This is a genomic window from Streptomyces sp. 11x1 (genome assembly GCF_032598905.1).
Lineage (GTDB): Bacteria > Actinomycetota > Actinomycetes > Streptomycetales > Streptomycetaceae > Streptomyces.
Genome location: NZ_CP122458.1, coordinates 7,215,784 through 7,241,386 on the forward strand (window position 1 = coordinate 7,215,784; position 25,603 = coordinate 7,241,386).

The 25,603-nt window shown below is 69.0% G+C and carries 15 protein-coding genes and 3 pseudogenes; 13 read left to right on the plus strand and 5 right to left on the minus strand.

Annotated elements, in window-relative coordinates; all coding sequences use genetic code 11:
• The first annotated feature begins 102 nt into the window (after positions 1 to 102).
• The 3 genes and pseudogenes from P8T65_RS31780 (at position 103) to P8T65_RS31790 (ending at position 3,807) form a co-directional block, all read left to right on the plus strand.
• A pseudogene (locus P8T65_RS31780) lies at positions 103 to 2,821 on the plus strand (AAA family ATPase).
• Positions 2,822 to 3,202: 381 nt separating this feature from the next.
• Complete coding sequence (locus tag P8T65_RS31785; RefSeq protein ID WP_316728624.1) at positions 3,203 to 3,376, plus strand: hypothetical protein; 174 nt, start codon at positions 3,203 to 3,205, stop codon at positions 3,374 to 3,376.
• A complete protein-coding gene (locus P8T65_RS31790) occupies positions 3,373 to 3,807 on the plus strand; it encodes a hypothetical protein (RefSeq protein ID WP_316728625.1) in 435 nt (144 codons plus the stop codon). The genes P8T65_RS31785 and P8T65_RS31790 overlap by 4 nt, the downstream gene beginning before the upstream one ends.
• 600 nt (positions 3,808 to 4,407) lie before the next feature.
• Here the strand turns inward: P8T65_RS31790 and P8T65_RS31795 are convergent.
• The 3 genes and pseudogenes from P8T65_RS31795 to P8T65_RS31805 all read right to left on the minus strand — a co-directional run.
• Positions 4,408 to 4,512, minus strand: a pseudogene (locus P8T65_RS31795) (transposase); the annotation flags it as partial.
• Positions 4,513 to 5,218: 706 nt separating this feature from the next.
• Complete coding sequence (locus P8T65_RS31800) at positions 5,219 to 5,362, minus strand: ester cyclase (protein ID WP_316728626.1); 144 nt, start codon at positions 5,360 to 5,362, stop codon at positions 5,219 to 5,221.
• Between the two features lie 150 nt (positions 5,363 to 5,512).
• The gene (locus P8T65_RS31805; RefSeq protein ID WP_316728627.1) at positions 5,513 to 7,045 is read right to left on the minus strand and encodes an MFS transporter; all 1,533 of its coding nucleotides are present in this window, start codon (positions 7,043 to 7,045) and stop codon (positions 5,513 to 5,515) included.
• A gap of 703 nt (positions 7,046 to 7,748) precedes the next feature.
• Between P8T65_RS31805 and P8T65_RS31810 the strand changes: the two genes are divergently transcribed.
• The 8 genes and pseudogenes from P8T65_RS31810 to P8T65_RS31845 form a co-directional block, all read left to right on the plus strand.
• Positions 7,749 to 9,107 carry a DUF1254 domain-containing protein gene (locus P8T65_RS31810; RefSeq protein WP_316728628.1) on the plus strand — a complete coding sequence of 453 codons (1,359 nt, stop codon included), beginning with the start codon at positions 7,749 to 7,751 and terminating at the stop codon, positions 9,105 to 9,107.
• The gene (locus P8T65_RS31815) at positions 9,080 to 10,792 is read left to right on the plus strand and encodes a SulP family inorganic anion transporter (RefSeq protein WP_316728629.1); all 1,713 of its coding nucleotides are present in this window, start codon (positions 9,080 to 9,082) and stop codon (positions 10,790 to 10,792) included. Before P8T65_RS31810 ends, P8T65_RS31815 begins: the two co-directional genes overlap by 28 nt.
• Before the next feature lie 232 nt (positions 10,793 to 11,024).
• Positions 11,025 to 12,560, plus strand: coding sequence for a DUF1254 domain-containing protein (locus P8T65_RS31820; RefSeq protein ID WP_316728630.1), 1,536 nt, complete (start codon positions 11,025 to 11,027; stop codon positions 12,558 to 12,560).
• 1,952 nt (positions 12,561 to 14,512) lie between these two features.
• Positions 14,513 to 14,713, plus strand: a complete 201-nt coding sequence (locus P8T65_RS31825) for a hypothetical protein (RefSeq protein WP_316728631.1) — start codon at positions 14,513 to 14,515, stop codon at positions 14,711 to 14,713.
• Positions 14,714 to 14,986: 273 nt separating this feature from the next.
• Positions 14,987 to 16,108: a histidine kinase gene (locus tag P8T65_RS31830; protein WP_316728632.1), complete on the plus strand. Its 1,122-nt coding sequence runs from the start codon at positions 14,987 to 14,989 to the stop codon at positions 16,106 to 16,108.
• A gap of 5 nt (positions 16,109 to 16,113) precedes the next feature.
• On the plus strand, positions 16,114 to 16,803 hold the full coding sequence (locus tag P8T65_RS31835; RefSeq protein WP_316731800.1) for a response regulator transcription factor: 690 nt from the start codon (positions 16,114 to 16,116) through the stop codon (positions 16,801 to 16,803).
• Positions 16,804 to 16,991: 188 nt separating this feature from the next.
• Positions 16,992 to 18,590, plus strand: a complete 1,599-nt coding sequence (locus P8T65_RS31840; protein ID WP_316728633.1) for an alpha/beta hydrolase — start codon at positions 16,992 to 16,994, stop codon at positions 18,588 to 18,590.
• An 883-nt stretch (positions 18,591 to 19,473) separates the two neighbouring features.
• Positions 19,474 to 19,722 (plus strand): annotated as a pseudogene (locus P8T65_RS31845) (hypothetical protein); the annotation flags it as partial.
• Positions 19,723 to 20,357: 635 nt separating this feature from the next.
• Here the strand turns inward: P8T65_RS31845 and P8T65_RS31850 are convergent.
• Complete coding sequence (locus P8T65_RS31850; RefSeq protein WP_316728634.1) at positions 20,358 to 21,368, minus strand: methyltransferase domain-containing protein; 1,011 nt, start codon at positions 21,366 to 21,368, stop codon at positions 20,358 to 20,360.
• The gene (locus tag P8T65_RS31855) at positions 21,365 to 22,123 is read right to left on the minus strand and encodes an RraA family protein (protein WP_316728635.1); all 759 of its coding nucleotides are present in this window, start codon (positions 22,121 to 22,123) and stop codon (positions 21,365 to 21,367) included. Before P8T65_RS31855 ends, P8T65_RS31850 begins: the two co-directional genes overlap by 4 nt.
• 566 nt (positions 22,124 to 22,689) lie before the next feature.
• Between P8T65_RS31855 and P8T65_RS31860 the strand changes: the two genes are divergently transcribed.
• Both P8T65_RS31860 and P8T65_RS31865 read left to right on the plus strand, forming a co-directional pair.
• On the plus strand, positions 22,690 to 23,673 hold the full coding sequence (locus P8T65_RS31860; protein ID WP_316728636.1) for a hypothetical protein: 984 nt from the start codon (positions 22,690 to 22,692) through the stop codon (positions 23,671 to 23,673).
• A 12-nt stretch (positions 23,674 to 23,685) separates the two neighbouring features.
• Complete coding sequence (locus tag P8T65_RS31865) at positions 23,686 to 25,593, plus strand: FAD-dependent oxidoreductase (protein WP_316728637.1); 1,908 nt, start codon at positions 23,686 to 23,688, stop codon at positions 25,591 to 25,593.
• Positions 25,594 to 25,603 lie beyond the last annotated feature (10 nt).

A 25,603-nucleotide genomic window follows, 5' to 3' on the forward strand; every position in this document is an offset into this window, starting at 1 on the left:
GGGGAGGCTAGTATCTGAGCAGTCTCAATTCCTGGAGCATCCGTGGAAAGTGGTGGAAGGGCTCAGGGGAACCAGGGCCCGGCACGCGGTCTTGAACTGCCGATGGTGGGCCGGGAAACCGAGACCGCGGAAATCATGCGGCGGGTCGCTGCCGACCGGTCCCACAGCGAGGTGTTGATCCTCACGGGCGACCCCGGTGTCGGCAAGAGCGTACTGCTCGACTTCGTGGCCGACCACGCCCGGCGCGAGGGGAGGCGGGTGCTGCGAGCGGTCGGCAGCGAGTCCGAGGCGCACCTCGGATTCGCGGGTCTCCATCGGATGCTCCGCCCGGTGCTCGGCGACCTGGACGGCCTGCCGCCGCCGCAGCACTCCGCGCTCCGGACCGTCCTGGGGCTGGACGAACGCACCGAGGCCCCCGATGGCATGCTCGTCGGTCTGGCGGTTCTCACCTTGCTCTCGGACCTGGCGGAACCGGCACCGCTGCTCCTGGTGGTCGATGACGCCCAGTGGATCGATCGCGCATCGCTGGACGTTCTCTCCTTCGTGGCCCGGCGCATGGACAGCGAACCCGTCACACTGCTGGTGGGTGTGCGCGCCGCGGCTGCGTTGCCCGGCTTCGACAAAGGGATACGAGCGCCTCGATATCGGTCCGCTGAGCAGCGACGCGGCGAACCGGCTGCTCGACCAACAGCCGACACCACCCACCGGCCGGACCCGCATGCGAATCCTGCAGGAGGCGGCCGGAAATCCGTTGGCCCTGGTCGAACTCGCCCGCGCCACCGCGACCCGGCAGCCCGACGGCAGCGGCGTGGAGGGCCCACTACCGGTCACCGAGCGATTGGAGCGGATCTTCGCGGAGCACGCGGAGTTCCTGCCGGAAGCAACTCGCTATCTCCTGCTGTTGCTCGCGGCCGCTGATGCGACGGACGCGCCGACGGCATCTCGGGGCCTTCCCGAGGCCGACGACAAGGCGTGGGCACCCGCGGAGCGGGCCCGTCTCGTGCGCCAGGACGGCACCCGGATCTCCTTCCGCCACCCGCTCATCCGCTCGGCCATCTACCATGGCGCGTCCTTCGAGGAACGCAGGCAAGCACATCTCGCTCTCGCGGAGCTGCTGAGCGAGGAGCCCGACCGCCGGGTCTGGCACCTCGCCGCTGCGACTACGCGTCCCGATGAAGACGTGTCGGCCGCCCTGCAGCAGACGGCCGACCGAGCGCGGCGCCGGGGCGGCTATGCCGCCGCTCTGGAGCGCGCCGCGCAGTTGAGCTCGCACCGCGCGGACCAGGCGCGGCTGCTGACCGAGGCCGCCGTCATGGCCGTCTTCACCGGTCAACTCGGCTGGGTGGAACGTTTGGCCGCCGAGGTCCGCAAGCAGAGTGACGACCCCGCGCTGATCAGCAGGGCCTCGCTGGCCGCCGGGCAGCTCATGACCCTGCGTCGGCACCATGCGGCGGCCTTCGCCCTGCTGACACGCATCGCGGACGAGGCGGCAGCCGCCCGCTCGCCTCGCGGGCTGGACGCGCTCGCCGCGGCCGCGGTGGTCCGCTACTACTCGGGCGAAGAGTCCCAGCAACAACAGATCGAGGACCTGCTCACCGCCCTGCCGGACTCCACCGCCAGGGGCGCCCTGCGTGCCTGGGTACTGGCCGTCTCCGACCCCAGCGGCGCGGGAGCCTCTCTCGCCCCGGCGCTGCCCGCACTGATCGTCGAGGCCAAGGACGACGCCGGCGCTCTGACCGCGCTGGCCATCGTGGCCTGGATCCTGGACGAGACCGCCTTGGCCGCCAGGACCTTCGATGAGGCGTCCGACCGGTGGCAGGCCCGTGGCTCGCTGCCGGACGGTCTGGGATGCGTCGTCGGCTGGGCCTATCTGGAGCAGGGCCGGTGGGCCGAGGCCCGCTCGGTGGCCGCCGAGATCTCGGTGGTGGCGTCAATGGCCGCGCTGGACCACGCCGAGGCGTGTGCGCAGGCGCTCGACGCGACGGTGCTCGCGCTGCTGGGCGAGGCGACCGACGTGCGACACCGGGCCGAGCAGGCGCTGGTCCTTGTCGACCCGCTGGAAAGCCGCTCCGTCGCGGTCTTCGCACGTCGTGCCCTGGGCCTGGCGGCAGTGGCCGAGGGCGACTACGACACCGCGTACACGCAGTTCCGCTCCGCCTTCACCAACGACGGCGATCCGGTGCACTATCACGTCTCCTACATCGTCCTGGCCGAACTCGCCGCGGCGGCCGTCCGCCGAGGAAGGCAGGAGGACGCCGCCGAACTGCTGGAGCGGTCGGCGCGGCGTCTGGGTACGCGCGCCTCGGCACGGATCACCGCATTGCTAGACCGAGGCCGCGCCCTGCTCGCTGAACCGGAGCACACGGAACCGTACTTCCGGGCGGCACTGGCGGACGACGCGGGTGAGCAGTGGCCGTTCGAGCGGGCACAGACGCGGCTGGACTACGGTGAGTGGCTCAGGAGGCAACGTCGCATCGCCGAGGCCCGCCCGCTGCTGACCGCGGCACTCGACACTTACCAACGGCTCGGCGCGCGGCCGTGGATCGAGCGGGCGAAGGCAGAACTGCGAGCTGCCGGCATCGAGGCCGCTGGCAGCGTAGTGCCCAGCGCCTTCACCGAACTCAGCCCCCAGCAGCAGCAGATCGTCCAGCTCGCGGCCCGCGGCCTGACGAACCGCGAGATCGGAGAGAAACTCTTCCTCTCGCCGCGCACGGTTGGCTCCCACCTCTACCGGGTGTTCCCCAAACTGGGCATCACCGCCCGGTCACAGCTCCGCGACGTGGTCGAAGGCACCTTGTCGGGCGTCGGCGCCCAGATCTGAGATCGGCCGGCCCGTACACGGAAGAACTCGTCCCCCGACATCGCGGCGCGGCTGTGCGTGCCGGAGTCCACGGTCCGCAACCACCTGTCCTCGGCTTTCGGCAAGGCTGGTCGTGCCGGACTGGACCACGAGTGGCATAGTGCCGGGATGCCTTCACGGAGACGAATACCTGGACTCCTGGCATCCCTTGCGGCGGTGTTCGCATCGGCGGGACAGCCGCCGCCGACGGCACGGACCGCGTCGTGATGCGCTTCGAGACCGAGAAGACCTTCGTCATGTACAACGCGGACGAGGGAGCCGAAGCCTCGAACAACGGCTTCCACGTGCCTGTCTTCGTCGAGCCGGACAAGGAAGGCACCAGCCCGCAATGTGCGGGTGGTCGTGGACGCGTCGGGCCTGGAGGGCGTCGCCCGGCTCGGGGACCACCGCATGCGCGAGGCCGAGGGCCCGGTCTACACCTGCGAGTACGGCGATCTCCAGAACGGCGACGGCGAGAGCTACGACCCGCTGGTCCTCCTCGGGACGGCGTCGAGCCGGGCGACGGCGGCACGGTGACCTACACGGCGACCGCCGACAACGCGCCCATGATCACCGGCACCACCCGGATGACCGTCGGCGGTCCCGCCCTGTCGGCGCCCGGGCAGGAGACGGGCGTGAGCGGACTGGCATCGGGGAAGCTCGCGCAGGTGACTCCGCGACTCGCCAACAACACCCGCTTCCCGGCAGCGCATGGCGTGGCCCTGCAGGTCAACGTCTCGGACGGCCTCACACTGACCACCCGGTACAGCAACTGCTTCTACGTCGGCCCGTCACCCACCTCCGCCTGGTGCACGCAGTGGGCGCCCCGGCGGACGGCGATCACGGCGGCGGATCGCGTCCCGCTGCGCCACCACGGCGCGGCGGGGCATAGCGGCAAGCCGGGAAGCCGGGACTCATGCGCATCGGTAAGGGACTCCGCTGCGCGCGGGTTCAGCCCCCGTCCATGAGCTGGCAGGATCGTCCTCCATCTCTGGAGCACGATCCTGCTGGGCCTCATTGAGGCCGAGTTGAGGCCGCAAGGACAGGAACAGACTGACAAGGGCTGACTAGCCCCAACTCGGATAACCGTATCTGACCTGTGAAAACGTCATGGATGGGCGTTGATCGGCAAGGATCGCCAAGATCCTCAAAGGACTCATAATCCGTCGGCCGTGGGTTCGAGTCCCACCCGCCCCACCTTTAACGTCGTATGACCTGCGGAAACGTTCCTCGTGAGGTGTTGGAGCGTCAACTCCGCCTCAACGGAAAGAATCCGCTGCGCGCGTCGTTGGAACCGCGCGCACGTCGCGCCGCTCGGAAGGTTTCGACCCCATCTGACCTGCGGCGGAGTGGGTGGTCAAGGTTGTCACCGGCTTCCGGGGCGGCTGCTTTCGAGCTCGGAACGAAGGTTCAGGGACCAGACAGGGACCAAGGCGGCGCTGACGTGCCCGCGCTGGCGGGGCCCTGGCGCTGATCGTTTTCTCTTTCACCTGCTGCGCGGGCATGGGGCTGCCACCCGTGGCACGGCTGGTCGAGTACTGGGCATGCAGCGGAGGCGGCACAGGTACGTTCTGATCCGCCAGGACCGCGCCTACCAGGCGGATCAGGGCGGCGCGGGGGTGGAAGATCCTCACCACGTCGGTGCGGCGGCGGATCTCCTTGTTCAGCCGCTCCGCAGTACCGGCGTTCCCACCCAGCGGGGTGGGGCCGAAAGCTGACCCCAGAGCCGGCCGCCGCCGTCCGTGCCCGTCGAGGCTGTTTCCCGCCGGTCCTGCTCTCGCTGCGGCCGTATGGACACATCCCGAAGCGGAACCGTCCGGCGGTCCTCGCCGCCCTCGACCCCAGCAGCGTCGACCGGCTCGCCGAGCGGATCGCCCGCTGGCGGACGGCGTACGGCTTCGAACCCGAGCTGTGCGGCGGGGGCCGCGTTCTCCGATCGGCACCATCCTGGAGCTGAGATCGCCCCCACCCCGTGCTACCCGGTCCCGTCCTGCGAAGACGGGTTCGTGGTCGACACCCAGCGAGCCGTGCCGGGCGTGCGTCGAGCAGCGTGTGCGGCGCAAGGCTGACCAGTTCGCCGGGCCGGTCCCCGCGCAAGACCGCGGGCCGCCACCGCGCGGGCCGAGTACGTCGAGTGCGGTCGGCTCTGTCCCGGCGACGTCCAGGCCGACGCCGTGTGCGAGCCGCGCCCCGAGAAGTCCGAGGCCGAACCGGGTGCCCCGGGAACTCCGGCTGGCCACGTCCCGCGCGGAGATCCGGCACACGGGTCCCGGTACGGGCAGTGAGGCGGACCGGCGACTGCGGTGCGAGGCGGAGGTGGCCATGCGGGCCGAAGCCCCCGTCGCCCCGGTCGTGGACCCTCGTTGGGGCTTCTTCCGGTCAGCCCTGCAGCTGCTCGGTCAGACCCAGCTGGCTCATGATGGCGCCGGTGTCCAGATAGGCGCGGCCTTCCTTGATCTTGTTGTCCTTGACCTCGTAGACGTCGCACGCGTGCACCGTGACGTGACGCCCCGTGGCGGGCACAGTGTGGACGTGTGTGGCGCCGAGCAGAAGCGGACCGCGCGCCGAAGCTCGGCTCGCTCCCACGTGCCCCGCCTGACGCTTGACGCTTGACGCCTGACGGGCTGATGTCCTGACGCCTGGTGACCTGACGCCTGGTGACCCGGACGCCTCCTACTGTGCGGTCCGAGTCCGGCGGGGCATGAGCAGGTACGCCGCCACAGCCAGGGCGAGCGGCAGGAGGCTCACGACCAGCATGGTGAGTCGCAGGCCGTTGGTGAAGTCCAGCCCGAGGTCCAGTCCGGACTGCCGGAGCAGGTTCGGGTCGTATCCGGCGGTGCCCGGACTTCGCGCCATCGCGCTTCGTGTCGCGTCCACGGCCTGGTCGGCCTCGGCGACGGAAATCCCGCGCGCGTCGGCGTCGTTGAGCCACTGCCGCTGAAAGAAGAGGTTGAGAAGCAGGAGGTAGACGGCGGGGCCGAGCGCGTAGCCGGTCATTCCGAACGCCGGCTGGACGGAGGCCACGGCGCCGGACTTTCCGGGCGGGGCGTGCGAGAGGATGGTCTCGGCCACCGCGGAGGAGGTCACCAGCGAGCCGAGGTTGGTGAGCCAGGTGGCCAGTACGACGATCCACAGTGCCATCGTGGGCGTGGCGGTGGCCGCCATCAGCAGCCCGCCCGCGGCCATCACCAGCAGGCCGGTGATGAGGACCGGCCGGGGGGTGTACTTCCCGATCAGGCGCCCGGCGAGGATGACGGCGACTGCGATCACCAGTGTGCCGGGCAGGAACAGCAGGCCGATCGTGCGCGGGGACAGCGCGAGGATCACACTGCCGAACTGCCCGAGGGCGAAACTGAAGCCCGCGACGAGGAAGTTGAGCGTCAGGCTGGCCAGCGCGGCCACGGCGAACGGGCCGCTGCGGAACAGTGACAGGTCCAGGACCGGTTCCGCTGTCCGGCGTTCACGGAGCACGAACAGCACGCAGGCGACCGCACTGATCACCAGCGGCAGCCAGGCCTGGAGCTGGGAGATCCCGTTCTCCGCTTCGGCGACGCCGTGGACGAGGGTCAACAGGGCGACGCCGACCAGGCTGACACCGACGACGTCGACTCCGCGGCGCTTCAGGACGGGGGGCTCGGTGACGTAACGGGCCGTCAGCCCGAGCGCGATCAGCGACAGCAGCGGGGCGAGAAGGAACAGCCAACGCCAGCCGACGGCCTCCACCACCCAGCCCCCGATCGCGGGGGTCACCCCGCACAGCACCATGTCGATGGCCATGAAGATGCCGATGGTCGCCGGCCGTCTCTCCGGCGGTACCGACACCTTGAGCAGAGCCATCGACACGCCCAGGATCGCGGCCAGCGTCAGGCCGTCGAGGAGGCGCGTCACCAGCAGGAACGTGTAGCCGGGGGAGATCGCGGAGAGCAGGTTGACGATGATGTCGCCGACCAGCCCCAGTGTCAGCAGCCGCTTGAGGCCGAAGGTGTCCCCGAGACTGCCCACGGCGAGCACGGCGGCGGCCATGACCAGCGTCGCAGCGCCTCCCAGGAATCCGATGACGTCGGGCGGCACGTCGAGCGCCCGGCTGACCTGCGGCATGTTCAGGCTGAGGACCAGCGGGTCGACGGCCGTGATCGTGAAAGCGAGGGAGAGCCCCGAGATGATCGGGAGGAGCGCGACCATGGATCGCGGTTCCGCAGCCGACACAGCAGCACCTCCCGTACGTCGGCCGGTGCCGACCGTTCGCCCCCCGACCGTAACCAAGCCACCGCTCTGGTCCGTCCTCCCCGGGCCGACGCACGCGGCTCGACACCTGGTCGGAGCAGAAGGGCTGTTCGTACGCGACCAGGAGCGCCGGACCGCTTCGGCGGAGTCGAGGGTGGGGCCATGAGCGACCGGACGGCCAGGGTGCTGACCGTCACCGTCACCGTCACCGCCACAGCCACCGCCACCGCCACTCCCGCCCCACGCGGCGCATGAGCGGCGGCGAACTGACCCTGGCGCGGTGCCGCCGCACCTGGAGGAGCGGGAGAGCGAGATCGCCACGCAGGCCGAAGCCACCGGGGAAGTATCGCGGAACTGACGGCGCAGCTTGAGGAGTTCGACCGAGGGGGCGAGGCAGCCCGGATCACCCTAGGACGCCGCTTGTGCTGCCCGGTCCGCCGACGCCGACGCCGAAGGCCGCGAAGCTGCCGGACGGATCCGGCCGCGATGACGTGCTGTTGCCGGGCTGTGGCTGCGGTGATCTACTCGAAGGAGGCCCACATCGCATGAATCGTCCTGCTTTGTATCCGATGCGGTACGGCGGGTTCTGGTGGCCGTCCCCCACGAAGAGCCGGCAGTGCCTCGTGCGGCCTGGCCCGAGGGCGGCCGTAACGCGTCCCGCTGAGTCACAGAGAGGAGCGCGGTGATGGCTTCCGCAGGTTCGAGCTCCGCGCCGCAATCGGTCAGCGACTGGCGTCGCGAATACGCCTACACACTGGGGGAGCAGGCCTTCGTCTACGGCTTCCCCTACATCTACAACGCCCAGCTGCGCCACGGGTGGGTGACAGAGCAGGCCGACCCGAAGATGAGGATGCACTCCGCCGTCGACCACTTCTGGCATGCCCGGACGCTCTTCGACGCCTCCGACCAGGAAGGTCTGGCGCCCAACAACGACACCCTCTACTCGTGCGCCTGGGTCGACCTGAGCACGGAGCCCGTCATCCTCTCGCACCCGGAGATGGGCGACCGCTACTTCACCTTCGAACTCGTCGCCATCACCTCGGACAACTACGACTACGTCGGTCGGCGTGCCACGGGGCCGCACGCCGGCGACTTCGCCCTCGTGGGTCCGGGATGGGAGGGAGAACTCCCTGCAGGAGTGCGTCGTACGGCGACCGCCCCCAGCCCGTGGATCCTGGTGCTCGGCCGCACCCTGGTCGACGGTGAGCACGATCTGCCCGCTGTGCACGCGCTGCAGGACCGGTACCGGCTGAGGCCGCTCCACCTGTTCGGAAAGCAGGGCGCCGCCGTGCCGGAGCGCCGTGACGTGCTGGAGCCCGTCGATCAGGAGCATGATCAGCTCGCGCCGTGGAAGACGCTGAACGCGATGCTGGCCGAGAACCCTCCTCCGGAGCGCCATGAGATCCTGCTCAGGCAGTTCGCGGAGATCGGTGTGGGCGCCGGCCTCGATGTGCAGGAGCAGCCCGAATCCGTCCAGCAGGGCCTGATCGCCGCCGCCGCTGCCGGCCTGCCCATGCTGCAGGAGCAACTGCTCAGCGGAGACTGGGCCAAACTGATCAACGGCTGGCGTTACCCGCCGCCGGAGATGGGTCATTTCGGCGACGACTTCGTCAAGCGGGCCGCGGAGCAGGCCCTGTTCGGTGTCGCCGCGAACGATCTTGAGGAGACGGTGTACCTCGTCGCCTTCGACGACGCGGAGGGCGAGAAGCTGTCGACGGGCCGTTATGAGATCCGCTTCGGGGCCGGGTCGCTGCCCCCCGTCGACGCTTTCTGGTCCCTGACCGCCTATGACGAAACCAGGAACCTGATCGCCAACCCGATCGACCGCTACTCCGTCGGAGACCGCACCCGCGGACTGGTCACCGAGCCGGACGGCAGCCTGACCCTCCATCTGCAGCCCTACTCACCGGGCTCCGACCGGGAGAACAACTGGCTGCCCACACCGCAAGAGGGCATCTGGTTCGTCGCGCTGCGCATGTACCTCCCACGCCCCGAAGTCATCGACGCGCGCTGGCAGTGCCCGCCGGTCACCCGCGTCGGCTGACCGGCCGACGCCGCTTCTCCGCCTTGCCGGTGGCCGACTGGGTACGCGGCTACCGGCGGGAGTCGCTGCGCGGTGACGTACTGGCCGGCCTGACGGTGTGGGCGTTGATCGTGCCGGAGTCGGTGGCGTACGCGGAGATCGCCGGAGTCCCTCCGCAGAACGCGTTCTACGCTGCTCCGATCGCTCTCGCGGGTTACGCGCTGCTGGGGGGTTCGCGCTTTCTGATCGTGGGGGCGACGTCGGCCGCGGCCGTGCTGTCGGCGTCCACAGTCAAAGGCGTCAGCAGTGACCCGGGCGCCGTCGTCGGGTTGTCAGCGGCGCTGGCGGTGATCGTGGGCGCGGCGCTGGTGGCAGTCGGAGCGGCCCGGCTCGGGTTCCTGACCAACTTTCTGGCGGAGCCAGCCCTGGTCGGCTTCCTCTTCGGCATGGCGTTGACGATCATGGTGCGGCAGACGGGGAAGATCCTCGGTGTCTCCAGCGGGGAGGGCGACTTCTTCCAGCGCCTGGCGAAGCTGCTGAGCCAGGCGGGCGACTGGTCGTGGACCACGATCACCGTCGGCGTAGCCGCCGTGGCCTCGCTGCTGCTGCTGGAGCGCCTCCTGCCGCGGCTGCCGGCCTCGCTGATCGTGCTGGCCGCCGGCCTGATCTTCTCCCAGGCCTTGAACCTGCACGCCCACGGCGTGGAGACGGTGGGCAGGATCCCGGCGGCTGTGCCGGTCCCTCACCTGCCCGATATCACGTCCGCCGACTGGGCCGAGCTCGTCGGCGGCTCGCTCGGGGTGGCGCTGGTCGTCTTCGCCGAGTCCTACAGCATCGCCGGCCGCTTCGCCCGCCTCCACGGCGACGAGGTGAAGGCCGACCGCGAGATGGTCGCGGTGGGCGCGGTCAACCTCGCGGTGGGCTTCTTCCGCGGCTTCGTCGTCTCCGGCAGCGCGTCGCGCAGCGCCGCCGCCGAGGGCGCGGGCGGCCGCAGCCCGATGGTCTCCCTGGTCGCGGCAGTGCTGGTGCTGTTCACCGGGGCCTTCCTGACCTCGTTGTTCACCTCGCTGCCCGATGCGGTGCTCGGGGCGATCGTGATCGTGGCCGTGAAGGGTTTCCTGCGTGTCGGGGAAATGCGCCGCTACGCCACGCACGACCGGCCCAGCCTCTGGATCGCTCTGACCGCCCTGATCGGTGTTCTGGTCTTCGATCTGCTGCCCGGGCTGCTGCTCGCGGTACTGATGTCGCTGCTGCTGTTCATCGCCTATTCCAGCACCCCGCGTGTGGCGGCCCTGGGGCTGCTGCCCGGCACCGGCGTGTGGGGCGACCTGCGGGAGCACCCACGAGCCGTGGCCGCACCGGGAATCCTCGTGGCACGGCCGGACGGGGCGCTCTTCTTCGGCAACGTCAATCGCGTCCGCACGGCCGTGAAGGAGCTGGTAGCGGCAGCCGACCGCCCGCCACGCGCCGTCGTGGTGGACCTGACGGCGAGCTACCGGCTCGGCCTGCCCGTCCTGGACACCCTGGCGGACCTCGCCGCGGACCTCGACCATCAGGGAGTCGAGCTCCATGTGGCTCGGGTCCGGGCCGGCCCCACGCGCTCGCTGTCCCGGCACCCCCTGCACGCGACCCTCAGCCCGGATCGCCTCCACCCGACGGTGACCGACGCCGTGAACGCGCTGAGTGACGGAGGGGGACCGTCGTGACCTGCGAGCCAGGTTGCCGGGGTAGGGACGCGCTGATGTACTCGAAGAGCGGGTGCGTGTGGGAGCACCCGGCCCGGTAACCCCACCAAGCATGGCGCAGACGCCGCCGCGTGGCGCACCGGGAGGAGCCGGGAAGCACGTCGTCGACGGTCGCCGGTTTCCCCAGTTCGCGTGCTGAGTTCGCGTGGTGGCTGCAGGCTGTGCTGGTCAGTCTCAGGAGAGGAACGCGGTGATGGCATCCTCAGCCGACAGCAACCATCCCGGGCGACGTCTGCGCCACGATCTTGCCGCGGCGGCAGCCGGCATCGGCCAGGCGGCGGCCTCCACCGGAAAGGCCACTGCGGCGGCCGTACGTCACCCGCGGGACACCATCGACCGCGCCAGGAAGGTGACGCGGGCACTGCCCGTGGCATGGCGATCGGTGAAGCCGACGCTGACCGGCCGGGTGGACGACTGGCGCCGCGAGTACGCGTACACGCTGGGAGAGCAGGCCTTCATCTACGGCTTCCCCTACATCTACAACGCCGAGCTCCGCCACCGTTGGGTGACCCAGAAGCCCGAGACGGAAACGACGCCCTACGCCGCCGTCAACCACTTCTGGCATGCGACCAGGGTCTGGGACGCCTCGGATCGGGAGGGCGTGTCCCCCAACAACGACACGCTGTACTCCTGGGCGTGGGTGGACCTGCGCGAGGAACCCCTCATTCTCTCGCACCCGGACATGGGCGACCGCTACTTCACCTTCGAACTGGTCGCCTTCACCTCCGACAACTACGACTACGTGGGCATGCGGGCGACCGGATCGGAGGCCGGTGACTTCGCCCTCATCGGCCCGGGCTGGAGCGGGGACCTCCCGGAGGGCGTGCGTCGCACGGCGACCGCCCCCACCCCGTGGGTCCTGGTGGTCGGGCGGACCCTCGTCGAGGGCGTGGACGACCTCCCGGCCGTCCACGCGCTGCAGCAGCAGTACCGGCTGACGCCTCTCCATCTGTTCGGCAAGGAGGGCGCCACGCTCCCGGAACGCCGCGACGTACCGGTACCGGTCGACCCTGCCAAGGATCCGCTCGGTCCGTGGAAGACACTCAACGCGGTGCTGGCCGAGAATCCCCTCCCGAGGCACCACGATGTCCTGCTCCGGCAGTTCGCGGAGATCGGCATCGGCCCGGGGCTGGATGTCGAGGCACAACCGGAGCCGGTGAAGGAGGGCCTGATCCGGGCCGCCGCCACCGCCGTGCCCATGCTCGAACAGCAGATACTCAGCGGCCAGTGGGGCGAGCTGATCAACGGCTGGCGGTATCCTCCCCCGCAGATCGGGCACTTCGGGGACGACTTCCTCAGGCGGGCCGCGGAGCAGTCCCTGGTGGGGATCGCCATCAACGATCCCGAGGAAGCGGTCTATATGGCGGCCTTTACCGACGGCGCCGGTGAGACGCTGGCCACCGGCCGCTACGAGTTGCACTACGAGGCGGGGATGCTGCCTCCGGTCGACGCGTTCTGGTCGCTGACCGCCTACGACGAGGAACGGAACCTGATCCCGAATCCGATCAACAGGTACTCCATCGGAGACCGCACCCCGGGGCTCGTCATGGACGATGACGGGGGCTTGCATCTCTACCTGCAGTCGGACTCACCGGGGTCCGAGCGGGAGTCCAACTGGCTGCCCACGCCGCAGCAGGGCATCTGGTACGTCGCGCTGCGCATGTACCTCCCGCGCCCCGAGGTCGTCGACGCGCGGTGGCACTGCCCGCCGATCAAACGCGTCGGTTGACGGAAGGCAGGCCACGTGGCCTTGAAGGCTGCTGAAAATCTCGGTTCTGGCCCCCGGCTGGGTGGAGTCGGGGCAAGGCACGCAGGCATGCAGGGGGCATGGGCAGAGGAACTGGTTGTACACGAGGTTGAACTCGACCCGTCGTGGCCTGGAGCTCGACGATCAACCAGGTTCCGTCCGGGCCGAGACCCGTCGGCGTGTGGGTGGCGGCGCCGATCGGGTCGACCATGTCGTGCAGGCAGTCGACGGAGGTGACGGGGTAGGGAAAAGCCACGGCCGCCCGACCGACGCGGCGCATCGGGTCCGATGGGCTCGGGGCGGGTCGGCGTCTCGATTGCCGGACCGCTTCGGTGACGGGCCATCCGACGGGGAAGGAGGCATGCACCCCGGGAGGTCCAGGCGCGCCATGTCAGCGCCGTGTCGGTGGGAGTCACGCGCTGGCCTCCGACAACGGCCACGGAGGCTTCACCCCGAGCGCGGAGCGGAGCCTCTGCACGGTGGAAGGGAAATCCGCTGCGCCATGGTGCAACCGCGTCTGCCGAGCCGGAGCGACAACCAGGATTCCGTGTCGGGTAGGTCTCTCAAGGAGCGGCAGGGACCACGTAGGGACCACAAGGACAGGAACCAACCGACAAGGACTGCCCAAGGCCGACACAGGTGCACGCGCCTCACCTGCAAGAACGCCTTGAATCGACACTGATCGGCAAGGGCCGCCAAGATCCTCAAAGGACTCATAATCCGTCGGCCGTGGGTTCGAGTCCCACCCGCCCCACCATGCAGGTCTGTGACCTGCGGAAACGTCTCTTCTGGAGTTGCGGATTCAGGACTTCGGGTCAACGGACTGAATCCGCTGCTCGCGGGTTCAACCTGCCTTCAGCCAGCGTCGGTTGCAAACGCTCTGACCTGCGCAGGCGTATCAATTCGTTGCCGGGGCGGGCTGCCGCACGTGCGTTGTGCGAGCGATTGGACGTCGAAGTTGGGACGCTGATGGGACGCAGGTAGTCAGAAGCGGCTACCGGGGGCCCTTCGCCTACGCTGCCCCGGCTGTGGGCGGCGGGTTCGGTGCTGGGGCCACGGGGCGCTGCTGCCATGGCTCCTCAGAAGTGCTCGAAGTCTTCGCCGGCGCCTGGCGGAGGCTTCTGGTTGCTGTTGCCTGTGCCATCACGTGACGGGTGGCGTCCCGCCGAGTGGTGTAACAGTGATCACCGCGAAAGTGCAGGTCGTGGGCCAGATTCTGGCACCCGCCGACCGGACAGACCTGACGCTACGTCAGTTGGTTGCGCCTGTGGGACGGCGCTGTCGACCTTGACGCGACCTTCTCCGAGGCGGAAGGCCATGGGCTCCGCGCCGGCCGCCTCGGCCAGGCCCCTCGCCTGATGGCCAGTCAGGTCGGCAAGGGTGCCGTGCAGGCTGATTGACCACGTGACCTGTATCATCGCCATGATCGCTGCTACACCACGTTGCGGGACACGACCACGTGACGTCGGCGACGATGTCGGCGATGGGGCGGTAGAGGCGTTGCGGGCGATCGTCTGCGATCCCCCGCATGTCTTTGAAGCCGTGGGCTCGGCAGAACTCGGCCCCACGGTCGTCGATGGCATCCACGACCACGAGGCGCCCTGCCGCCCTCTGTGACGCTACTGCGACCAGCTCTGGAGTGCCTGTGTCAGGAGGCGTGTGCCGAGCCCCTGGCCGTGCAGTTTCTTGTCCGGAGCGAGGCGAAGCCAGCAGATTGAAGCTGTGCGGTCGGCTCGGGGCGCGGTGACTGCGTCGCCGCTGTTCCGTTTCCCCGAGCCGCCGGCCCGAACCGGACCTGCGACTTTCACCGCATCCGGCTCTCCACATGTCTTTCCCGGTGGTCAGCCTCTGCGGGCTGCGGGTTCGATGGTCCACGGAGTCGGGGCGGACACCTGAGGACTGGGATCTTGAGGTTCCAGAGGAAGCAGTGCCAGGTGGGAAGCAAGTACACGAAGCAGTACACCAAGGAGTTCAAGCGGGACGCGATCACGCTCGTGGCTTCCTCGGGCCGGGCGGCGACCGAGGTCACCCGGGGACTCTGCATCAGCTCGATCCTGGACGGTCGCCGCGAGGGCGTGGTGAACCGGCCTTGGTCCGGCTGCTGTGGTCGGCGACGACCGGGCCGAGCAGAGTGATGCTGTGCACCTGCCGTACCGTGTGCTGCGGACGCCGGACGGGCGAACCGAAAGAGTCGACTCCCGGGCCGTGGCCGGGTCCGCAATCCGCTCGGAGCCGGACCCGCGGAATCATGGAGGACGGTGGAAGACCAAGCAGTCCGTGAGCCATCGGGCTCCGCAACCCCCACCCCGGCGGTCCTCGCATGCGCGAGCCCGGTTCCCGCCGCAACCGCCCGGCCCCGCCTGCTGACGCGATGGTGGGAATCACGCGCCCCCGCCACCAGGGACCGGGTGTTCGCGTTCATCGTCACTGTGCTGTCGTTCGTGGCGCCGTTGTCGCGGATCGGGGCGCAGTTCGGTGCTCTTCCCGCCCGGGACGCGTCCGTGGCGAGTGTCCTGCTGACCCTGGGGCAGGCCCTCCCGCTCGCGGTGCGCACCCGGTGGCCGGCTCTCTGTCTCGCGGTGGCGGGGACCTCGTTCGCGGTCCACGAGTCCCTCGGCTGTCCGCCGACCTTCGCCAGCCTCGGCCTGTACGTCGCGCTGTACTCGGTGGGGGCTCACCAGGAACGTCTGCGGCGGGTCGTACCACTGGCGGCGACGGGCGGATACGTGGTCCTCTGCGTCGTCCTGCACACGTTGGGATCGCCCAACGGCTTGACCGACTATCTGGTCTACTACATGGCCCTGGCGGCGATGTGGGCCCTGGGTGTCTTGGTCCGCGAGCGGCGGGGGCACGAGGCTGAGCGTCGGCTCCTGTCCGCGCGGGCGGCCGTTGCCGCGGAACGCAGCCGCATGGCACGGGAGTTGCACGACGTGGTGACCCACCATGTGACCGCGATGGTGGTGCAGGCCGGCGCGGCGCAGTACGTCGCCGAGTCGCCGGGCCGTGTGGGCGAGGCCCTCGTCGCCATCAACGGTACCGGCCGCCGCGCGCTGGCCGAACTCCGGTTCCTGCTCGGCGTGCTGGAGGCGACCGGCGATTCAGCGTCCCGGACGCCGATGCCGGGCCGGGTGCCCGACCTGGTGGAGCAGGCGCGAGCGAGCGGTCAGCCGGTCGAGCTGGTCGAGGACGGAGAGCAGCCGGACATGGCCATAGGGGCCCATCTCACGGTGTATCGCGTCGTGCAGGAATCCCTGACGAACGCCGTGAAGTACGCTGCGGGCAGACGAACGCTTGTACGGCTCGCGCACACCCCCGGATGGACCGACGTCGAGGTCACCACCGCCGGCACGGCCGACGGCACATGCGAGGTTGCGGCCCCGCGCGACACTGGCCCCCACGTCCCGGGAGGCCGGGGTCTGGTCGGGCTGAGGGAAAGGGTGGAGATGCTGGGCGGGGAGTTCGCGTCAGGGCCCCGCCCGGAGGGTGGGTTCCGTGTGTACGCGCGTGTCCCCACGGGAGGTGCTGTGTGAGTGTTCTGTCCTCCGCGATCCGGGTGCTGGTCTGTGAGGACCAGGCTCTCGTGCGCGCGGGCTTCGTCACGATCCTGTCCGCGCAGCCCGACATGGAGGTCGTGGGGGAGGCGGTGGACGGCCGAGCTGCGATCCGGAGTACGGAGGAACTGAAGCCGGACGTCGTCGTCATGGACATCCGCATGCCCCTGCTCGACGGAATCGCGGCCACCGGCCACCTGGCCGGTCCCGGTTCCCTCAGTCCCGTGAAGATCCTGGTCGTCACCACCTTCAACGTCGACGAGTACGTGTACGAGGCCCTCCGCGCCGGTGCCAGCGGTTTCATGCTGAAGGACGCCGCACCGGACGAACTGGTCAACGCGGTACGCACTGTTGCTCGGGGAGACTCCCTCCTGGCCCCCGCGGTCACCCGCGCTCTGATCGGCCGCTTCGCCGAACGGGTGCGTCCCTCCGCCGTCTTCGCGTCCCCCGAACGCGACCGCCTCAAGGTCCTCGCCCCCCGCGAGTACGAGGTCCTCCTCCTCATCAGCGAGGGGCTGTCCAACGCCGAGATAGCCACCGAACTGGTCATCAGCCCCGAGACCGTGAAGACCTACGTCTCCCGCATCCTCACCAAACTGAACCTCCGCGACCGCGTCCAAGCGGTGGTTCTGGCGTACCGGGCGGGCGTGACGGGGCGCGGGGGAAGAGCCTGACGGTCCGGTTCGGCAGGTGGGAGACCGTCACGGCGTTGTCTTCAGAAGCGTTGTCCCCTGAGCGAGCTACCTGATGTGTCCACCCAGGGGTGACGCGGGGCACCGGCGGCCGCCTGTTGACTCCGTGACTGTCAACGCAGCGGTCGGGCCGACGGCCCGACCGTGCCGAACAGCAGGAGGCCGACATCATGAGGATGACGCGCAGGTCCGGGAAGTCCGCATTTCCCGGTGGCCGCCGTTTCGCCGTGGCCGTGGCCGTGTCGACGCTGGCCGGAACCGGGCTGGCCGCATGCGACGGGAACACCGCGGACACGCCGCGGGCCCAGGTCGCCGGGCAGAGCGCGGACCACGCAGGGATCGACTGGGGCACATGCCCGGAGCCGGCCCCGGGAACGACCCGAAACTCTCGTCTGACCTGCGGGACGCTGAAGGTCCCGTTGAACTACGGTGATCCAAACGGCACGAAGATCGAGGTGGCGGTCTCGCGCCTGGCCACCGCCGAACCCGGGAAGCGGCGCGGCGTCCTGCTGCTGAATCCCGGCGGGCCGGCCCTGGGCGGTCTCTCCATGCCCGCAACGATGGCGGCCATGCTGCCGAAGTCCGTGCTGGGCCGCTACGACCTAGTCGGCTTCGACCCGCGCGGCGTCGAGCACAGCACGCCGCAGAGCTGCGGTTTGAAGGACCCCAGCGTGTCCGGGCTCTTCCCCTATCCCGCCGCGGACGGCTCGATCACCAAGAACGTGGCCCGCGCCAGGGCCGATGCCAAGACGTGCGCCGACACGGCGGGCGCCCAGCTGCAGTACTTCAACACCGCCAACACGGCCCGCGACATGGACCGCGTTCGCCAGGCGCTCGGAGAGCGGAGGATCTCCTACTGGGGCCAGTCCTACGGTACCTACCTCGGCGCCGTCTACAGGTCCCTGTTCCCGGACCGGACCGACCGGATGGTCCTGGAAGGCAACGTCGACCCCACCAAGGTGTGGGCCGACGAAGTGGCGGACCGCTGGGGCAAGGGCATGGCCGACCGGTTCCCTGATGCCGCCGCTGTCGCTGCGGCCCAGGACGGCGCCCTCGGGCTGGGCAACAGCGTCAGGCAGGTGACCCAGAGCTACCTCGCCCTCGCCGAGCGTCTCGACCGTGAGCCCGTCTCGGTGCCCGGCATGTCGATGTCGTTGGACGGACCGCTGCTCCGGAACGTCACCTACGGCATGCTCCTGCACAACGACACGCTTGCACCGCTGGCCCGTTTCTGGAAAGCCTCCGCCGACCTGGCCGACGGCAGCGCCACCGACGCCGACGACGCGGTTCTCCAGCAGATCCTCGCCGACACCCCGCAGGCGCCGGGCGTCCCCGAGGACAATCAGGCCACCATGTTCCTGGCTCTCCTCTGCGGCGACGCCGAATGGCCCCACGACACCGACGGCTACGCCACCCGCACCGCTGCCGACCGCAAGGCGTGGCCCCTCACCGCTGGAATGCCGGCCAACATCTGGGCGTGCGCCTACTGGAAGAAGCCGGCCGAGCGGCCCGTCACCGTGACCGACGAAGGCCCGCGCAACACCCTGATCCTCCAGAACCGCCGGGACAACGCCACTCCGTGGGAGGGCGGCACAGGGCTGCACAAGGCCCTCGGTGGCAGTTCGGCCTTCGTCGGCGTGGACAACGGCGGGCACTACGTCTACGACGAGGGCTCCGCCTGCGCCGACAGGGCGACCGTCGACTTCCTGACCACCGGCCGCCTGCCGGGCAAGGACCTCTATTGCACCGATGTCGCGCCGAAAGATTGACTGGTGATGCGAGCACCCCTCACAAGACCATGGTGACCACGAGGCGTCGTAGGCCACGCAATACCCGAAGCCCGGTGACGTGAGGTCGCCGGTCATTCATTCACTCGAAGCCGATCCTGCTCGCAGGGCGTGCGCAGCGAGTCCCGCGCCCCCCCCGCTGCCGGTGGTGATGGGAACGGCAGTCCGCCGCGGACCGGTTGGAAAACCGCCTCAGAGGTGGAGTGTTCGCCCGACAGCCCGGTGTTCCTGGCCGTCTGGGGGGTGTCGGGACGCAGTTGGGACGCAAGGATAGGAACAGACCGGCAAAGACGGAGGGCAGTAGACACGGTGGGCCCTGTCTGACCAGCAAGAACGTCGTGAGCAGACGTTGATCGGCAAGGACCGCCGAGATCCTCGAAGGACTCATAATCCGTCGGCCGTGGGTTCGAGTCCCACCCGCCCCACCAGTGCAGGGCCCTGACCTGCGGAAACGTTCACTCTTGGGTCTCTGAGCGTCAACTTCGCCTGAACGGACTGAATCCGCTGCTCGCGAGTGTGGCGCCAGGTTGGTCTGCGGCGGCTGATGTTCTTCTGACCTGCACGTATGCACCTTGACGGGTGGCTGATGAGACCTGTTCTGGTCGGCTCTGCTGCGACAGTGCAATGTTATTGAGGCCATCCTGAGGCCGGGGGTACCGGGGAAGTACCCCGGAGACTGTTCTCCGACGAGTCGTCTGCGCGTGCCTCAGGGCGTTCGATGCAGCAACCGTCTGGGTCTGTGGCCCTGCGCGTAGGCGCCCAAGGAAACGGCCCCAACAGAAAACGGCCCTGGGGGGGGCGCTGTCATAGGGCTCGTCAAGGAGATCGGGTCAGGGAAGGGCAGTGGGGAAGGCAGGATGACGGGGTGGCTGATCTGCTGTGGGATGACGTCAAGTGGTTCTTCGACCCGGTCGACATGGGAACGCGGCGGGACGCGTTCGTTCCTGATGCGTCGGTGGAGGACTGGCAGGCGGTCCTTGACCTCGCTGTGGACCAGGGCTGGGCGTTCGAGTACTCCGAAGGCGAATCGGTGCTGCCGCTTCCTCGGGCGGAGGTTGTGCTGTCCCGACCGGCCGACGCCGAGCAGCCCCACCTGGATGTGTGGCCGACTGCCCGCAGCTTCGGCAGGTCATCGGGCGCACAGACCCCTGCGGCGGGCGTGACTCGGCAGCCAAAGCCTGCGCTGAGGGTGGTGTCCCGCCAGGTGGTGTAGGCGGATCAAGGCGCCGGAATCCGCAGGTCATCGCCGCAGCGGCGTGCTTCAGGGCCGCGCATGGCGCTGACGGCAGGTCAGCCGCTGCGCGACCCGGGAGCCGTGCCCATGGGGCGGCCGACGCGCGGCTTACCGGAACGCGTCGAGCAAGGTCGCCTACACCACGAAGCGGGACACGACCGCGCTGAGGCAGCAGGCATGCTTTGGGTACAACGATGATGGCCAGGCCGGGGCCACTGCCGACGGGGCGGACGCCGCAGTAGCGGCCGGTGATCGGTGCCGCGTTCAACAGTGACCGCGATCTCGTCCTCGGTGAGGCCGGCGCCGTCGAGGACCTCCGGCGTGGGGCGCCGGGGCCGTCCATCGGCAGGGCCAGGACGAGGAGTTCTCCGGCTGGGGTGACGCGCAGGTCGTTCTCGGTGGGGCCGTGGATGAGCTGGCGTACCCGGAAGCCATCGACGCTGCTTCCAACTGACACTGCTTCCTCTGGGCTCAGACATCCCGGTCCCCGGGTGTCCACGATCACGGGGGAGGTGTCACGGCTCCGGCTTCTCCCCGACGGCGACCAAGGCGAAACGGGGCAGAACGCACTGCCACGTCGAGGGGCCGAGACGCTCGACGACGCACTCGCGGACGGCGCCTCCCATGCCGTCGAAAGCCGTGGACGTGTCCCAACGGAATATCTCGAGGGCGAGTTCGAACGCCGCCGTTGCTGCGCCCTGCTCTCCATGAGCCCGCACCAGCTTGTCCAACCCGTACATCTGCAGCAGGTACTGACCGAGTGCGGCCTGTGCGCCCTGCTCTGACGTCCCGGTCACCACGATCGGATCGAACATCCAGTCCGTCGTCACACCGCGGAAACCGGAGCGCGCGAGACACTCACGCATCCAGTCGGCGGTGAAGTGCGCGTAGCGATGGCCGGTCGCGGACTGCTTGTCCACGACGTCCTGGAACCAGATCGCCATGGGCGACCCTTCAGCAAAGTCGTGCAGCACGAACCGGCCCCCGGGCCGCAGCACCCGCCACGCCTCGTCGGCCACGGCCTGTCGCTCCGGCTCCGGGACGTGGTGGCTGCCGTAGGCGAGAAGCACACCGTCGACGCTTCCCGAGCGGAACACCTGCTGCTGGGCGCGCTGCCGGACGGCCGGAACGCCCGTTGCCCACGCGCTGGCGACCATGAACGAGGACGCGTCACAGGTCACGATCGTCGTGTCGGGCATGTCGAGACCGAGGCAGACCCGGTGGAGCAGCCCGTCGCCGCCCAGCAGATCCAGTACCACCGGCCGATCCCCGGCCGCAGGGCCGACCACCAGGTTCATGAGTCCCCGGATGCCCGTGATCCGCGCCTCCGGGCGGGCCTGCTGGGCAGCGACGTAACTTTCGCCCCTGCCTCCCTGCTGCGCGGTACCGAAGTCATCGCGGTCCTCGTCGGCCTCGAAGCCGAAGGCCCGCTCCTCGTCGATCAGCGTGTGCACGTGCGGCCAGGTCTCTCGCAAGGCCAGGAGCTGGGATCGCCGGTCCGCCGTGACCACCGCTTCCACTGTCATGCCATATCTCCTTTCGTGGGGGCACCGAGGCTGAGGTAGCCGTTGGCGGCCCGGGCCTCGGACAACGGCGCGCCCGCCCGCACCGCGGCGAGCACCCGCTCCTCCATGTCGTTGATCCGGCGGATCTCGGTGGCGACGGCGTCGGCCATCTTGGCCGGGACGACCACGATTCCCGACTCGTCCGCACACACCCAGTCACCCGGGTGAACCTTGACTCCCCTGACCATGACCGGCTCCTGCACGGCAGCCAGCCTGACCCGGCCGCGCCCGGACTTGACGCACGTGCTCGCCGCCCAGATCGAGTAGCCGATCCCGGAGCTGCCCGCGACATCACGGCAGGCTCCGTCGATCACCGTTCCCGCGACACCGCGGGCATGGGCGACCGTACTGACCAGGTCGCCCCACACAGAGCACCAGTCGCGGCCAGCATTGTCGATCACGATGACCGCCCCGGCGGGCACGTCGTCGACGAAGTCGCCGAGAGTGCCCGGGGAATCCGGGGTCACGACCTCGTAGCGCAACGTGAAAGCGGGTCCCACGACCACTCCCTCGCCGGTCAGCCTGCGCAGTCCGGTCACTCCGCCGTCACGGTCGAGGACGTCCATCGCGTCGGCGATGGTCGAGCAGTTCACCGTGTCGTTCAGGCGCTGCAGAGGAGACCCGCTGAGGGCATCCGATGAGCGCGCATCGTCGAGGCAGTCCTGGACGCTGGGCTCGGGACACCGCACTGTGCCCGACTCCGACGTTTCGTCCATCTTCTCTCCTCCGCCAGAAACTTTAGAGCGAGCTTAGTTAGCTATCGCGACCAGAGGCAACACTCGGGATGCCACTCGGGCACCACAACAACCGCCAATCCGGAGTTCTGCCTCGCCGACCTCGAATTCTTTGCGACTGCCCCTTCCTCAAGCCCACCGGACCGTGCCACACTCCCTCGCATCCGAGGCTGTAGTGACTCACAAGTATCTATTTCGATGGGGTTGCTTTCCCACCGTCCGGCCACAGTGCCGCTCGGTCAGCCACGGGGGCCCGCGACGTCCCCACGACGGCGGTCCACACAGCCCACTCCACCACCTACGCGTGCCGTCCCGACCCTCGGGCGGCACAGGACCAGCCCGCACAGAGCCGACCGCCGCGGAAGCGCGAGCGACGCGGACCACGGCAGTCAGGCCCACACCACGGGAGTACGGATGAGTCCCAGACCCGGACGCGACCTCCGTCGCGCGCTCACCACGATCGTCCCCGTCACCCCCCTGCTCGCCCTCGCGGCATTCAGGGGATGCGTGCACTGCCGACGGCCCGTCAGGAAGGCGCAGGGCATCTCATGACTCGACGACGCCGAATCGCATACCTCTGCCTCACGGTTCCCCATGACGATCTGTCAGACGTCGAGGCCGCGTTCGCCCGGCACGACACGGATGTGGAGGTCGTCAAGCTCGCCGAGGCGGACCGTGTCGACTGGGACAGCATCGACCTGCTGAGCCTGCGTATGCTGCGCTATTTCCACCTGGAGCCGGACCTGATCCCGCGCATTGAAGCTCTCTGCGCCCAGGTGAAGGCGAACGTTCCCGGGGGCCTGCCGGTGGTCAACCCCCCGGGACTGGTGGCCAGAGGGCTGGACAAGTTCGACTACCTTCCCCGACTCGTCGACGCCGGCGTGCCCGTTGTGCCGACCGAGTGGGTGCGCCGGGGAACGGCGACCACGCTCAGCGCCATCCTGGACCGGACCGGGTGGCGACGCGCCGTGGTCAAGCCCACGCTGTCAGCCCGGGGCTGGAACGCTTTCCGGGTGACCCGGGTCGAAAGCCCGGTCGAGGATCCCGACCCCACCGCCGACCATCCGCACTTCACGCTGCCCGATCAATCGGACGCGGCAGCCGTGAGCTCCGCCGAGCGCCGGTTCGCCGAACTGACCGCGATGACGACGGTGAGCGTGCAGCCCTTCGTGGACGAGATCACCACGCGTGGCGAGACGTCCTTCGTGTTCATAGGCGGACAGTTCAGCCATGCGATCGGAAAGTCGGTCGCGGAGAACGGCTGGGTCGCGCACGAGTCCTTCGGCGGGGTCAACACCCGCGTCGACGCAGACCCTGCCCATGTCGCCTGGGCCGAGGAACTGCACGGTCTGCTGTGCTCATGGTTCGAGCAGTTGCGGTACGCACGTATCGACACCCTGCCCACGCCGCAGGGCGGCCTGCAACTGCTGGAGTGCGAACTGGTCGCTCCCCGACTGTTCCTGCGCGAGGGCGGTGCGCTGGACCGCTATGCCCGCAGCGTGCTCGACGCCGCCCGCAACGGCCGGGGATGAGGAGGGCATCACATGGACAGTAATGTCGACCTGGAACCGAGAACAACGGGGTCCCAGACGGATGTCGTGGTCGTGGGCGCGGGCATGGTGGGTTTGCTGGCCGCGCTGAGCTTGGCCAAACGAGGGATGAACGTCACCGTCATCGATGACGTGGTGAACCAGAAGCGCAGCTACAAGGTGGGCGAGTCGTTCCTGGTCTCCACCGGAGTTCCCCGCGTGATCGGCGAGCTCGACGACTTCCTCAACGACCAGTGCTTCGTCAAGCTGGGCGTCTGGTTCACCTACGGCGTCGAGGGAGAACGGGAGTTCCGCCCCAAGTCGGAGTGGGTCGTCGCCGCCATGTCGGAGTTCACGCTCCAGGAGATGTCCGACGACCACCGTGACCACTACCTGTACAAACAGGCCAAGAACAAGCTGGCCTTCCGCGCGTTGGCGGTGGACCAGCAGATATGCCGGCCCGACACGGAAGACCTCCTGCGCAAGTCCGTGCACTCCAAACCCAACATCCGCTTCCTCGACACGGCGCGGGTCACCGATGTCGAGATCGCCGGGAGCGACACCGACGCGCACCTGGTGACCTGGACTGACCACACCGCGAACACACAGGGCAGTGTCCAGGCCCGCTGGGTCATCGACTGCTCCGGCCGGAGCCGGATGCTGGCGACCAAGCTCGGCCACCGCGCCGAATCGCGGGTGCTCAACGACGGTTTCCAGACCACGGCCCTGTGGGGACAGTTCTCGGGCATCACGGACGAGATGTTCGAACCGGTGTGGCGGTACAACACCGAGGACGGCACCTCCACTCGCAGAGACCTGTTCACCCTGCACCTGTGGGGCGACGGCCACTGGATCTGGGTGATCCGGCTCGCGGGAGGCCGCGTGAGTGTCGGCATCACCTACGACCAGAGGAAGCTGCCGAAGGGGGGCAGCCCCCGGGAACAGTTCTTCGCGGCACTGGCCGGATATCCCGTCTTCGACGGGGTGCTCAGCGAGGACAACCTGCTCGAATTCCGCATGTACCGGAACGTGCAGCATGTGACGGACACCTTCGTGCACCCGAAGCGGTACGCGCTGATCGGCGACTCGTCGTCGATCATCGACGCCTACTACAGCCAGGGACTGGGCCAGTCCTTCCAGACGATGTGGCACGTCTCGAACATCATCGAGAAGGACGTCAGACACACCAGCCTCGACACCGGCTACATCGACCGGGTCAACAAGGCCACCTTCGAGGACTGGCTGATCATCAGGAACTTCGTCCGGGAGAAGTACACCGGCGTCATCGCTGACCCTCGCTTCTTCCTGCTGTCGCACCTGCTCGACTGGGCGGTCATCTGGTCGACCGGGACCGCCCGGTACCGCTGGACGAACTGGCTCGCGGCGACCGGCGGCGACCCGTCCAAAGAGGACGCGGCCGGCCGGAGAGCACGAAAGTTCTGCGAAACCCACCTGTTCTATTCCAAGGGACAGCCGTGGCACTGGCTGCCGGAGCAGGCGGTCCGACGTCGCCTGGAACGCTTCCAGACCAAGCTCGGCGAACGGGCCCGATGGCGGATCGAGCACGGCATCACCGGCCCGACAGTGTTCTGCCAGTTGTCGCTGACCCGTTGCCTGCCGAGCATGTGGCGGCTGCTCGGAAAGACGGACTCGGCACGCGTGGAAGTCTCCGGGCCGGACTTCGTGGCCCCGAGAAAGCTGCGCAAGCCGTGGGCACGGTCGTGGGTCAACGCATTGCCGTTGACTGCCTCCCAACGGTTCCTGCTGGTGCTCAAGCTACGAGCTCCCCTACTCGCGACGCTGTTTCTCGCCTGCTACGCACTGGACGCGGCCGACACCGCGCGGCTGAAGGGGCTGCATCTGCTCCGCGGCGGGCGGCGCAAGACGCCCACGACGCTCTCCACCACGAAGGGCGATCGATAGCCACGACGAG